Raw genomic sequence first — 13,235 nt, 5'->3', positions numbered from 1 at the left:
GCCTGTTGAGGTGTACGAGTCCGAAGAAGTGGCCTCGCGCACCGTCGATCAGGTCGCTGGGAGTTGGTAGGAGAGGACGTAGGCGTCCGCCGCCATCACGGTGTCGCAGACCTCCACGGGCCGCCCCTCCGTGTCGAATGCCGTGCGAATGAGGTGGATCACCGGCACACCGGAAGCCAGCCGCAGCGTCTTGACCTCGGACGGCGAGGGCATCCGGGCGCGGATCTCCTCCTCGAAGTGGTCGAGGTGGTGGCCGAGCTCCTCAAGCCGGGCGTAGATGCCGCCGGGGCCGGGATTGGGCTCGGCGATCTGCGTACCGCGCGCGATGTCGAGCGGGAGGTAGGAGGTGGCGAACTCGACCGGGCGGCCGTCGAGCAGGTATCGGCGCCGGCGGGCGAGCACACGTCGTACGGATCCGAGCCGGGTGGAGATGTCCTGAGTGGCCTTCTCCTCCTTGACCTCAAGGCTGTCGACCTGGGGGTGACTGCCCGCGGCGTCCGCTTCGACGATGAACGCGGACTTTCCCTGTTCGCGGTGGCGCCGGGCGAAACGGTCGGAGGCCAGTCGCCGTACGGGCGGACGCGGCCGGACGAAGACGCCCTTGCCGTGCTCGGCGGCGACCAGGCCTTCGCCCTGGAGGATGGAGAAGGAGTTGCGGACCGTCATCCGGGAGACGCCGTAGTGCTCGACGAGTTCGGCCTCCGAGGGGAGCTTCTCACCCTCCTTGAATCGCCCACGGTCGATGGCCTCGCGCAGCTGGTCGGCGATCTGCCGGAACACCGCACGATCGCTCGTGGGGTCCAGATCGCCGAGCAGGGACGGAAGTGAGGTCACGAGTACTCCTTTAGGTATCTAGACGAGTGGGCGAGTGTTGTTGCTACGGTGGAGAGCCTAGCCATCTGAGAGGGTCGAGGAACGTGACCACTGACCGTCCGCACTCCGTGAGCGTTGCCGGAGTCATCGTTGACGAACAGGGCCGCGCCCTCCTTATCCAGCGTCGCGACAACGGCCAGTGGGAACCTCCGGGTGGCGTTGTCGAGCGGGATGAAACCCTCCCCGAGGCACTTCAGCGCGAAGTTCTGGAAGAGACCGGCATCAAGATCGCGCTTCCCGCTACCCTCACCGGCGTCTACAAGAACATGACGGGGCTGATCGTCTCCCTGGTCTTCCGCTGCCAGGCCGCCGACGGCACTCCCACTACTGGGGACGAGACCCGCGCACTGCGCTGGGCCACCCGCGAAGAAGTCACCGACCTCGCCGACGAGGCATACGCGATCCGCGTCCTCGACGCACTCGACGCGATGTCCCCGCCGGCCATCCGCGCCCACGACGGCGTGAAACTCGTCTAGCCCGAACCCGCTGCACATGGCGGCCTACCAGCACGAAGGAACTTGTATGCACGAGTATACGAGCACTGCGCGGGTCTGGGGACTCACTTGCCCAGGATTTCCCGAGGAGGTCAGCAGGGCCCGCCGTTGGACACGCGACATCCTGCGCGGCTCGCCATTAGCCGAGGACGCCGAACTGATCGTGAGCGAGCTCAGCGCGAACGCAATCCTCCACACGGCCAGCGGCCGGGAGGCGGGCAGCTTCCACCTGGCGCTTGCAGTCTCCGCGCAGGTGGTTGCCCTGTCGGTCATGGATGACGGAGGTTCGGGATCGTCCCCGAAGGTCGAGCACCAGGACCAGGACGCGGAGCACGGCCGGGGACTCGGCATGGTCAGCGCAATCGCACACCGAGTCGTCGTCCACGACAGCAACGGCGGCCATACCGTCACCGCGGAGCTCTTCACCCGGACCCGCGAGGGAGGCCAGCCGTGCTGATGGACAAGCCGCAGCGGGGCTACTGGTGCGAGTGCTGGACGGAAGATCTCGCCGAGGGTGAACCGCCGGAGTTGCAGGCGTCTTTCGACGCCTACACGGCACCCCAAGCTGACCGATGGGTCGCGATCGCACTCCGCACGATCTCCCCGGTGCTCGACGCCGACAGCTCCGACGAAGCCTGGGTCGGGCTGTACGAGGAACGAGTCCAGACCCGGCGAGCCCTCACGCGCATGCAGCCCTGCACAGTCTCAGTGACCCACGCCGGCATCCGCATCACCTGGACACTCCGCCCAGTCCTCTTCGTGCCGCTCGCACACCGACACGGCATCGAACTTCCCGCTTGCGCAGACGACTTCAAGTCCCAGCAGACCTTGTCGGATCCCAGCTGATGCTTGACGATCTGGTCCCAGGTGATGCTTGACGGTGGGCCTAGACGCCACGGGGTGTCTCCCAGGCTGGTTGGCCTTGTGGTGGCGGACGGGCAGGTCGGTGGTACGGACGAGGATGCGCACCTGGCCGTCCAGCTCGATGGTCAAGGTGTGGTCGTGACCTGCACGGCGATGGTGCGACCGGCATACGGGCGTCCGACGGAGATCCGCTGGCGACACACCATCAGGGGAGCCGTTGTCGCTGATCCGGCACTGCACCGTGACCGGCTCCGTGCGGGACGCGGCGGGGGCCGACCGGATGCAGCCCGCGCAGCGGTACGGAGAGACTTTGGGTGAGCGACCAAGGTGCACCGCTCCATGCGGTGCGGAGCGGGGCTACCAGTGCACACCGAGCAGAGTTGAACATGTTCAACTTTCGTGGCAGCGTGAGGGCTTGACGATCTGGTGTGCGAAGCAACCAGGGTTTGACGTATGCAAGGGGGAGTCATGCGTGATGAACGAGGGCGAGTCGCTGCAGGGTTGCGTGGAGTGGTCTTGGCGGTCGCGGTCTTGACGCTGGCCACGGGGTGCATATGGCAGCAACAGACACTGGCTCGGGCCGACATCGTAGGCACCTGGACCGAGGGCGATACCGGGACCCTGGTCTTCAAGGACGATGGCACCGTCGTCGTAACTAACCTTGCCGAGTTCAACAACGACGGCGACAAGGTTTCGGAGTGCAGCGGCACCGGCAAGTGGGGCGTGTATCCCGACGACAAGGAAGCGGAGCAGTCGTGGATCACCGTCTGCGACGGCAACCCGTGGGAATTCGGCGGCTCGAAGGAGCATCCGGAAATGCGGCGCCTCGTGGGAGATCCTTCGTACGGGAAACACCAAACCCTCAGCCGCAAGTAGCGGAAGCCGCCCGGCGCGTCCGGCTCGTCATACACCAGAGCATAGGGACGCAACCCGGGACGGCGGGCAGGCCCCAACACTGCCAGAGCCAATCCCGGCCTCCCGCACCACGCCACACGGACGGGCACGACCTAGCCGATCACGGCCACCGTCAACCATCAGCTGGGACAGGAACGTCAAGCATCAACCGGGACCGGACAAGCCCCAGCAGACCTACTGAGTTACAACTTTCTCTACTGGTTCAAGCACCCGGCTGCGCTCCGCTCCGCCGGGCGGGCTCCCGGCTCCGCTCGGGGCGCCGCTCCTGCCTTCGGCCCGCTCTGCCCCGGCTGAGCCGACGCCTGCCCACATTGGATAGGCCCGGAGGTCATGAGTCGAGCACCCGACATTCACGGCCATCGGTCAAAGGCGATGCCTCCGGCGGGGGATCGGCCGGCACCGGGGTGGAGGGGGCGCCGTTCCCGGCCGCGGGCACATAGTGGCGAGCGTTAGGGGCTCCCATCCCGTCCGCCATCGACCCAGGCAGAGCCGAGCAGACGCGGCCCATGGCGTCCAGGTCGTTCGTACAGTGGGGCGCTCCACCTGGACGCCATGAACCACGCCCGCTCCACGGTGTGTGGGTCGACGGCGGACGGGATGGGAGCTGGGGTAAGTGGTGGGTTGAGGTGGGGAGCCGACGAATCGCGTCCACCACCCGGTATCTGTTCGCAGGCAGCGAGCTGGTGCCGCTAGGCCCTGTTCTTTCGTTCCTCTCGTAGACGAAGAGCAAGGCGCTCCATCGCGACGTCTGGCGCCCGTAGATCTTCCGGTTTCAGTTCGAGAGGAGAATTTGAGTAGGCGCCGTACGAACCCGAGTACTGCATAGGCCCCAAACGCAGAGTGAAGTGCAGAAACGGCTGCCACCTACTGTCCCGCCTCAGCGCACGCTGCCACAGCTTTCGCTGCCCCAGAACCGCTTCAAGCACCACCTGGTACTCGCGCACTTCAGGTATGAAGCCTGGTGACGGCACACTGAAACTGACGACCCGTTGTTCTGCTGTCCGCCCCCCGATGGCGAAGCCCGCTGGGGCTACGACATCGTCCGCTGATTTGGGCATGAGTTCGTCGGACATGCCGGTCCAGCGCAACGGCCAGATTGCCTCAGGTTCATCCGGAAATCTCATCCGCATGTCCAACACCACGATCGATCTGGCTCCGGTGTTAAACAGAACGAGTGGCAGGCGTGCACGCACGTAGTCCGGACTGAGCGACATGGCGTATGTCTGAGGCTCCCAACTCTTCAACGCTCCCAGACGAGCATTGAGCCACCAAAACGTAGCGACCGTGAAGAGAAGAGCCATCGCCCCCACGACCGCAGCGGCTGGAAGGGACGATACGAGGCTCTCGGGCTGCTCTTCGGCAGCAGGCACTCCGATCATTGGACCGAGTCTGTCAGGGCGCGAGGGTGACCGCGCCCGGTAGGGAAAAGAGGGCTCGAAGGAGTCCCCGTGCCACAGCCGCACCAGATTGGGCGGGGACTCAGGGGGAACTGCGGCTGCTGGGGGAGCCCAGACCCGGCAGGCGCGGCGTCGGTATCCCGCAGGTCAGGCCCTCGAACGCCCAACCTCGCTCCTAAAGTGGTTGTACAGCGCGCTCACCGGGCCCACACCCGCTGGAACTTTTCGGCCGGGATGGCCTCCAGACGATCCTCTTCAGGATCGATCGCTTGGTCTGCCAGGCCGCCGTGCTCGTCCTCCAGGTGCTGTCAGCGGTACAGAGGCCGTACTGACGCGACGATCAGCCGTCAAGGCGTGGGAGAGCCGATGCGGGCGGCAAGGATGGTGATGTCGTCCTCGACAGGGGACGGGGCGAGGTGGTCGATGAGGGTGCCGCACAGTTGGTCGACGTCGAGGTGGGCGCCAGTGAGGAGGTGAATGAGTTCGTCCAGGCCCTGATCCAGGTCGGTTGCACGGCTTTCGACGAGGCCGTCGGTGTACAGGACGAGGACGCTGCCGGGTTCGAGGGTGACCTCGGTCGTGGCGTACGGGATCCCGCCGATACCGAGGGGGACGCCGGACGGCAGATCGAGGAGGCGGGCGGTGCCGTCGGGAGTGACAAGCGCGGGCGGGGGGTGGCCTGCGCGGCTGAACCAGCAGCGGTGGGCCGTGGCGTCGCAGACGCCGTACAGGCAGGTGGCCAGCACGGGGCTGTCGAGTTCCTGCAATGCATGGTCGAGGTTGTCCAGGAGCTGGTCGGGGGCCAGATCCAGGTGAGCAAGAGCACGCACGGTGGTGCGCATCTGTCCCATGATGGCCGCGGCTTGGATGCCGTGCCCCATGACGTCACCGACGGCGAGGGAGCCCCTGCCGGGGGCGAGGGTGGTGACGTCGTACCAGTCCCCTCCCACCTCGTTGACGTCAGAGGCGGGGCAGTAGCGGTGGGCGATCTCAAAGCCTGACGGGGGTTCCACCCGGCGGGGGAGCATGCTCCGCTGCAGGGTGAGCGCGGTGTCGCGCTCGCGGTGGTACAGCCGGGCGTTGTCGATGCAGACAGCGGCGTGGGCGGCTAGATCACCGGCGAGCGTGAGGTCGGCGGCGTCGAAGGCCGACCTCTCGTCACCACGCAGGAAGGTGGCGACGCCGAGGACCAGGCCACGGGCGATGAGTGGGACCATCATCATCGAGTGCACGCCCAGGGAGCGGAGCCTTTCGGGGGTGGATGTGTAGGGAGCGGCAGGGTCGATAGCACTGGCGTCGATGTGTGGCAGGAGGAACGGGCGCCGGTCGATCATGGCTTGCGTGTAGGGGGCGACGGCGGGGAAGCGCAGGGTGCTGCCGACGGGGGTGAGGATGTCGGCGCCCGGGAACCCTCGGGCGTGGGCCTTGCCGAGGCGGCGCAGGACGGCGCCGCCCCTCAGGCTGATCATGGGGTCGGCGTCGTCGGTGAGAACGGGCAGGACGTCGACCGTGGTGATGTCGGCAAGGCCGGGTACGGCGATGTCGGCCAGCTCCTGCCCGGTGCGGGTCTCATCGAGGGTGGTGCCGACCCGCATCGCGGCCTTGTTGAGCAGTTCCAGGCGTTGATGGCCGCTGGCCTCTTGTGCGGTCTCCGCCTGCGCGGTGATGTCGATGATCGAGGCGCTGATCCCGAGCGACTTGCCGACCGCGTTCTCCAGGCGGAAGTAGAAGGAGGACCAGGAGCGGTCGTGGCCGGGGTCGGCGGGGGTGCGGCCGACGCTGCGGAAGTTCACCACGGGGTCGCCGGTGACCAGTACCCGGCGCATCGCCGCCTCCATCTGCTCGCTGTTGACGCCGGGCAGCATCTCCGGCAGTCGCCTTCCTACATGCGCCGAGCTGGGTAGTCCGGTCATCACTTCCAATGCGCGATTGATCTCTTGGAAACGCAGCTCGGTGTCGAAGACCGCCATACCGACCGGCGAGCGGGCGAACAGTCCGTCCAGCAGCGCACCGCCCTCACGGGCCTGCCGTGCGGCGTGGGCCTCGGCGGCCAGGATCAGCGCGTTCCAGCCCGGCCCGACCTGGGCCGCGACAGGGCACGCCCACACCTCCACCTCGACGATGGCGCCGTTCTTGTGCCGCACCGGGAACAGTCCGGTCACGCTGCGTCCGGAAGCGACCGAGTCTTGCACGGTGCGAACCGCCAGGCTGCTGTCAGGGAGTACGAGGTCGGTGATGGTACGGCCGATGGCCTCATCTGCGGTGTAGCCGAGCAGCTCCGGGGCAGCCTTCGCCCACTGCATGATCCGTCCGGCGCCGTCCGAGACGATCAAGGCGACCGGCAGCACATTGCACCAGGCCGCGGCCTTCCCGACCCTAGCGATCGGCTCCCCCGCCATCATGGGATCCGGCATTGCGGGTGCTCCAGGACGTGCGCGTCTTTTGCACCCAGTATGAGCCGGTTGCCCGGGTACGCGAACTCCTCGGCGCAGAACAATCCCACCCCCGCCGGTTTGGACGGTGGCCCGCGTCCGTCGCACCACTGCCGCGCCTGGGCCGTACCACCCGCCCGGAGCCGTTCTCCCCCAACCGCGAGCCACAGCCGTGCCACCACGGGCGGCCAGCCACGGCCAATGCCGGTCCCGGTTGGCTGGCTCCACAGCGAACAGCTTCCAGCCGCTCCCCAACCTCTTGAGTGATCGGCGGACCGTCGCTTCCCGCTCCGGTGTGGACGCCGGGCGGCCGAGTCCTGGGCCGTCCCTGGGCCGTGCGAGGTTGCTCAACAGCGGCCAATGATGACCAATGACGACCACCAAGGGCACGAGCGCATCGCCCCTGACCTGCAAATACCCAGCTCATCAAGATCCCCGACAAGACCCAGGGCAAGAAGAAGTAACCAGACGCGATCAAGCCCCCTACCTGCGATCTTTCGCGTGGCAGGGGGCTTGATGCTGTGGCGGCGCCGTGCGTGAGCCGCCCCCGCCCCCTGCTGCCGTCGGACGGGCTGGCCGTCGGCCGGCGGTTCACGAGCGCGCGCGTCGGCACCGGGTGCCCCTGCCTCCACAAATGCCGTGGCACGGCGCTAAGGTTTCGCCGCTGCCGTACGGACGACCAACACGATGCCGTCCGTTCGCCTCGGGGGAGGGGCGACGCAGCCATCCATTCATCTGTGGGGGCACATTGAACATCTCTGCGCGTCGCGGATTCGCGGCGCTCACGACCGTCGCCGCACTCGCGGCCGGTCTCGTCGCCGGGCTCCCGGGCCGGGCGACCGCCGACACCGCCGGCTGGCCGGCCACGGACGGCAGGCTGCTGTACAACGAGGGCGGCTGGCTGCGCTACATCAACCCCGACGGGACCAAGAGCGCCTCGTTCAACGAGACGGCGAATCAGGCCGCCTGGTCCGCCGACGGCAGCCAGATCGCCTATGTGGGCTCCGCCGACGGCCGTCTCCGCACGAAGACGTACGCCCAGGAGTCGATATCGGGCGACGACATCGTCATGCCGACGGGCAGTGGCTGGCATCCGACCGATCCGACGTTCTGGTACGGCGGAGGCGACATCGTCTTCACCGCCGGAGGCCGGCTTCGGCTGGCCGTGGCCAACAGCGCCCGCGCTCCTCAGGCGCTGTTCGGCACCGATGTCGACGGCTGCGACTCCAAGGCCAGCGGCGCCGTCAACGGCAAGCTGGCCTTCGTGCGCACCGGCACGAGCTGCTCCACCACCGGCACTCCGGCCGTCTGGGTCTACAACGGCCCCACCAAGGCGTTCACGAAGGTGGCCGCCAACGCGGACGAGCCGAGCATGTCCCCGGACGGGCAGTCGCTCGTCTTCACCCGGAGCGTCGCCGGGCACAAGCAGCTCTTCACGGTCAAGGCCGACGGCACCGGGCTGACCCAGGTCACCACGGACCCCGTCGACCACAACCGTCCCGCCTGGTCGCCCAAGGGCGACCGGATCGCGTACGACACCTACTTCACCGGCAGCGCGGACACCGCCAGCGGTTCGCAGATATGGATCCGCGACCTCGCCGCGGGCACGGAGACACGTGTGCCGATGGCCGACGGCACGGACGTGGCCTGGCAGCCGCTCCGGAAGAACGCGATCTCCCGGGTCTACGGCGCCGACACCTACGGCACGAACATCGCGTCGTCCAAGTGGACGTGGAACACCCTCGGCAAGAGCGTGCCGGGCCTGATGAACGCGAGCGCGGCCGTCCTGATCAGCAAGTCGGACTCCGCGTACGCCACCACCGCGACCTCGCTGGCCGGCAAGAAGCACGGACCGGTGCTGATGACCTCCCGCACGGGCCTGGACTCCTCCGTCCAGACCGAGCTGAAGCGCATGCTGCCCAAGGGCAAGACCGTCTACCTGGTCGGCGGCACCAGCATCCTCAACAGCTCGGTGGCGTCCAAGGTGACCTCGCTCGGGTATGTCGCCAAGCGGCTGTCCGACGTGTCGCGCTACTCCACCTCGGTGGCCGTGGCCAAGACGATCACCAGCGCCCCGAAGTACGTGTTCCTGGCGACCGGCACCGACTACCACAACGCCCTCGCGGCCAGCTCCGCCGCCGGCGCCATGGGTACCTCGGGCACCGCGGTCGTCCTGCTGACCGAGGGCTCGACCATGACCCCGTCCGTGTACGGCTACCTGAACAAGTACAGCCCGAGCACGACGAAGATCATCACGGTGGGGGTCGACGCCGAGTCGGCGCTGGCCAAGGCGTACAACGCCGGCAAGCTGCCCCACTGGCCCAGCAAGTACAGCTACTACCGCTTCGGCGGCAGTCCGGCGCCGGTCGCCGCGAGGCTCGCCGAGTTCTGGTGGTCGTCGCCGTCGGACGCCGCGTTGGCTTCGGTGAACAGTTGGACCGGCGGCGTCTCCGCGTCGTCGGCGATGACCACGTTCGGCCCGCTGCTGTGGACCGACGTCACCTCGCTGACGTACGACACCAAGTGGTACATGATGCGCACGTCGGCGAGCCTGAACCACGTGGCCGTGTTCGGCGGCAACGCCTCCGTCGACGCGAAGGTGGTCCCGTTGATCGGCAGGGCCATCGGCGTCGACAGCAACTACACGTACACCTCGTACTACAAGGGTGACATCCCGCAGAGCCCGGCCTCCCAGCCGTTGTCCGCGAGCACCGGCAAGCTCGTTCCGAGCCCGAATCTGGCCCCGCTCAAGGTGACGGTCTCGAAGTGACCCCGTGTCCGGGCCGCCTTCCTCCCAGAGGGCGGCCCGGACCACCGGCGGATCGGCCGGGAACTGGGCCGTGAGGCCGCGGGCACGTCGGAATCGGGGTCGGTGGCCGTCACGGTGAACGTGTACGTGCCGGCCGTCGTCGGAGCGCCGGACGCCGGGCGCCCGTGATCAGGAGGGGCGGGCCGGAGGCCGAGGCCGGTCGTGGGGGAGGAGGGCGGCCGCTGCCAGGCCGGCGAGGCCGATCGCTGCGAGGACGAGCATCGCCGCGGCGTAGGCGCCCCTGGTGAGGCCGGAGACCAGGATGGTGCCGGCGATCGCCGTGCCGAAGGAGGAGCCCAGGTTCGAGACGCTGCGGGACAGGCCGGAGATCTCGCCCTGCTGCTCCTCGGGGAAGCTCGACTGGACGACGTTCACCGACGGGGTCAGCATCACGCCGAGGCCGAGGCCGAGGAGCAGGAGACCGGGGGCGAAGGCCCAGGCCGAGGACAGGCTGCCGGCCAGGACGATCAGGACGGCCACGCCCACCACGGAGACGGCGAAACCGGTCATGATCAGCGTCCGCTGCGGGTGCCGCCGGGCGAGACGTTCGGCCGCCAGCGACGAGACCAGCAGCCCGAGCGTCGCCGCCGTGAAGATGACACCGGTCCCGATGGCGTCGTAGCCGCGCACCACCTGGAGGTAGGCGGCCACGGTGAACGACGAGCCCATGAGCAGCAGCCACTGGACGTTCTGGGTCACGAGCCCCAGGTTGGAGGTGCGGTTGCGGAACAGGGAGAGCGAGAGCAGCGGTTCCTTGCCGGACGTCTCCCTGGCGCGCACCCAGTGGAAGAACCACCAGAGCATGAAGATGCCGAGGAGCAGCAGGCCGAGCATCAGCCACACGTCGTTGTCCGCGGCCAGGATGCCCATGACGATCAGGACCAGACCGACCGCGGACAGGACCGCGCCGACGGTGTCGAAGGGGCGGTCCGGCTCGGGCGGCAGCGGATCCTCGATCCCCCGGCTCAGCACGACGATCACCACGATCACCAGGGCCTGGAACACGAAGGCCGCCCGCCAGCTGATGCCCGTCGTGATGAGTCCGCCGATCAGCGGACCCGCGGCGGCCCCGATGCCGCCCAGCGCCATGATCACCCCGAACGCGCGGGCGCGGGAGGTCATGTCGGGGTAGAGGAGCGTCGTGAGGATGTAGACGGGCGGGATGAGCAGCGCCGTGCCGACGCCCTCCAGGATCGAGTTGCCGAGGATGAGCACGCCCAGGCCCGGAGCGACGGCGCTGAGCAGCGCGCCGACGCCGTACACGACGAGGCCCGTCAGAAGGCACCGCTTGCGGCCGTAGCGGTCGGTCAGTTTGCCGCCGGGGATCATCAGGGCGGCCATGACCAGCAGGAAGATCGTGATCGCCACCTGCACGCCCTGCACGGTGGTGTCCAGGTCGCGGCTGATGTCGTTGATCATCACGTTCATGTTGGAGCCGGCGAAGCTGCAGATGAACTGGGCGAGGGCGAGGGCCGCCAACTCCCGCCGGTGTCCGCTCCGTTGCCCCGCCGCGACGGTCTCAGCCACCGGTGCCGCCTCCTCCGGTCCTGCCCTCGGGGGGCACCGCGTAGCGGTAGCGGAACGGCGTCGGCCGGCCGGCGCCGTGATCCGGCCCCGTCTCCGCCTTGGCGAGCTGCTCGTCCAGAGCCATGGCGGCGGTGATCAGGGCGAGATGGGTGAACGCCTGGGGGAAGTTGCCGAGTTGTTCGCCCGAGGGGCCGATCTCCTCGGCGAACAGGCCGACGGGGTTCGCGTACGTGAGCATCTTGTCGAAGGCGTACCGGGCCTGGGTGAGCCGCCCGGCACGGGCCAGGGCCTCCACATACAGGAAGCTGCACAGGTTGAACGTCCCCTCGGAGCCGCGCAGTCCGTCCGGCGAGGCCGCGGGGTCGTACCGGTAGACCAGGCTGTCGCTCACCAGGTCCTCGTCCATCGCGTCGAGCGTGCTGAGCCAGTCCGGGTCCTGCGGCGACAGGAAGCCGACCCGGGGCATCAGGAGCAGCGAGGCGTCCAGGACGTCGGTGTCGAAGTGCTGGACGAAGGCCTCCCGTTTCTCGTGCCAGCCCTTCTCGATGATCTGGCGGAAGACCGCGTCGCGGGCCTCGGTCCAGCGGGCGACGTCGGCGGGGCGGGAGAAGTGGGTGGCCGCGTGGACACCGCGCTGGAACGCCACCCAGGTCATCAGGCGGCTGTACGTGAAGTTCTGCCGACCTCCGCGGGTCTCCCAGATGCCCTCGTCGGGCTGGTCCCAGTGGTCGGTGAGCCAGTCCAGCACGTCGCGCAGCGACTTCCAGCCGCGGATCGCCCCCATGTCGCCGGCCACGACGAGCGCGTCGGAGGCCTCGCCGTAGATGTCGAGCTGGAGTTGGCCGGCCGCGCCGTTGCCCGCGCGCACCGGCCGCGAACCCATGTAGCCCTCCAGGTGGTCGAGGGTCTCCTCGGCCAGGTGGGGGTCGCCGTCGACGCGGTACATGATCTGCAGCGGGTCGCCGGAGGCGTTGCCGCCGGCCTCGATGCGATGGCGCAGCCAGCGGCGGAACGCGTGCGCCTCCGTGTCGAAGCCGAGATCGATCAGGGCCCGCACCGACAGCGAGGCGTCACGGATCCAGGTGTAGCGGTAGTCCCAGTTGCGTTCGCCGCCGACCTGTTCGGGCAGTCCCATGGTGGCCGCGGCGACGGGCGCCCCCGTGGGTGCGTACGTGAGCAGCTTGAGGGTGATCGCGGAGCGGTTCACCATGTCCTGCCAGCGTCCGCGGTACGTGCACGAGCGAAGCCACGACTGCCAGAACGCCCGGCACGACTCCAGTACTTCGGCGATGCCGTCCAGCGTGGGCGGGGCCGGAGCGGGACCGCCGCTCGCGGTGCTGGTCAGCACGACGGCGGCCGCCTGGCCCGCGTCGAGGGTGAAGTGGGCGGTGAGGTCGTCGCCGTCGGCCCGGACACCGGTGGTGGACTGCACATGAAGATCCGTGCCGGGTCCGTGGAGGACGGCGGAGTGGTCGTCGACGAGGGCGAGCGTGTGCGGGGCCCGTCCGTAGTCGAAGCGCGGACGGCAGTCGAGGGTGAAGGGCAGACTGCCCCGCACGACGCGGGCGATCCGGACGAGCCGGTGCCGGTCCGTCGGCGTGGGGGAATCGATCGGCTCCATGAAGTCGGCGACCTCGCCGACGCCACCGGGCCCCATGAACCGGGTGACGAGGATGGCCGTGTCGGACAGGTACAACTGGCGGACCGTCATCCCGTTCCGTTCCGCCTGGTCGGCGGCGAGACGACAGTGGCCGCCGCGCTCGCTGTCCAGGAGCGAGGCGAAGACACTGGGCGAGTCGAAGCGGGGGGTGCACCACCAGTCGACCGTCCCGCCCGACGACACCAGGGCCGCCGTCTGGAGATCGCCGACCATTCCGTGCTCCGCGATGGGCGGGTACTGGTTCACGGGCCCTCCTCCGACGCA

At 68.5% G+C, this 13,235-nt stretch carries 10 protein-coding genes; 5 read left to right on the top strand and 5 right to left on the bottom strand.

Features of this window, described 5'->3' with window-relative positions; all coding sequences use genetic code 11:
- Nucleotides 1-48: 48 nt before the first annotated feature.
- Entirely contained in the window at nucleotides 49-834 is a 786-nt protein-coding gene (locus BKI49_RS17195; RefSeq protein WP_095935161.1) for a GntR family transcriptional regulator, read from the bottom strand.
- 107 nt (nucleotides 835-941) lie between these two features.
- On the opposite strand from BKI49_RS17195, the gene BKI49_RS17190 reads away from it, so the two are divergent.
- From BKI49_RS17190 to BKI49_RS17175, 4 genes are all read left to right on the top strand, one after another.
- Entirely contained in the window at nucleotides 942-1,349 is a 408-nt protein-coding gene (locus BKI49_RS17190) for an NUDIX hydrolase (protein ID WP_095935160.1), read from the top strand.
- A gap of 46 nt (nucleotides 1,350-1,395) precedes the next feature.
- On the top strand, nucleotides 1,396-1,824 hold the full coding sequence (locus BKI49_RS17185) for an ATP-binding protein (RefSeq protein ID WP_095935159.1): 429 nt from the start codon (nucleotides 1,396-1,398) through the stop codon (nucleotides 1,822-1,824).
- A complete protein-coding gene (locus BKI49_RS17180) occupies nucleotides 1,824-2,213 on the top strand; it encodes a hypothetical protein (RefSeq protein WP_095935282.1) in 390 nt (129 codons plus the stop codon). The genes BKI49_RS17185 and BKI49_RS17180 overlap by 1 nt, the downstream gene beginning before the upstream one ends.
- Nucleotides 2,214-2,747: 534 nt before the next feature.
- Nucleotides 2,748-3,107 carry a hypothetical protein gene (locus tag BKI49_RS17175; RefSeq protein WP_143658462.1) on the top strand — a complete coding sequence of 120 codons (360 nt, stop codon included), beginning with the start codon at nucleotides 2,748-2,750 and terminating at the stop codon, nucleotides 3,105-3,107.
- A 728-nt stretch (nucleotides 3,108-3,835) separates the two neighbouring features.
- Here BKI49_RS17175 and BKI49_RS35060 read toward each other — a convergent pair.
- The gene (locus tag BKI49_RS35060; protein WP_143658460.1) at nucleotides 3,836-4,525 is read right to left on the bottom strand and encodes a type 2 periplasmic-binding domain-containing protein; all 690 of its coding nucleotides are present in this window, start codon (nucleotides 4,523-4,525) and stop codon (nucleotides 3,836-3,838) included.
- 365 nt (nucleotides 4,526-4,890) lie between these two features.
- Nucleotides 4,891-6,957 carry a SpoIIE family protein phosphatase gene (locus tag BKI49_RS17170; RefSeq protein WP_095935157.1) on the bottom strand — a complete coding sequence of 689 codons (2,067 nt, stop codon included), beginning with the start codon at nucleotides 6,955-6,957 and terminating at the stop codon, nucleotides 4,891-4,893.
- A gap of 766 nt (nucleotides 6,958-7,723) precedes the next feature.
- Here BKI49_RS17170 and BKI49_RS17165 point away from each other — a divergent pair.
- Nucleotides 7,724-9,745 (top strand): cell wall-binding repeat-containing protein, encoded by a 2,022-nt coding sequence (locus BKI49_RS17165; protein ID WP_179332476.1) that lies wholly within the window; start codon nucleotides 7,724-7,726, stop codon nucleotides 9,743-9,745.
- 168 nt (nucleotides 9,746-9,913) lie between these two features.
- Here BKI49_RS17165 and BKI49_RS17160 read toward each other — a convergent pair whose 3' ends face one another.
- A complete protein-coding gene (locus tag BKI49_RS17160) occupies nucleotides 9,914-11,311 on the bottom strand; it encodes an MFS transporter (RefSeq protein WP_095935155.1) in 1,398 nt (465 codons plus the stop codon).
- On the bottom strand, nucleotides 11,304-13,217 hold the full coding sequence (locus BKI49_RS17155; RefSeq protein ID WP_095935154.1) for a glycoside hydrolase family 15 protein: 1,914 nt from the start codon (nucleotides 13,215-13,217) through the stop codon (nucleotides 11,304-11,306). The genes BKI49_RS17160 and BKI49_RS17155 overlap by 8 nt, the downstream gene beginning before the upstream one ends.
- Nucleotides 13,218-13,235 lie beyond the last annotated feature (18 nt).

Source organism: Streptomyces sp. Tue6028, assembly GCF_002300165.1.
Lineage (GTDB): Bacteria > Actinomycetota > Actinomycetes > Streptomycetales > Streptomycetaceae > Streptomyces > Streptomyces siamensis.
This window is presented reverse-complemented; position numbering and strand designations above follow the sequence as displayed.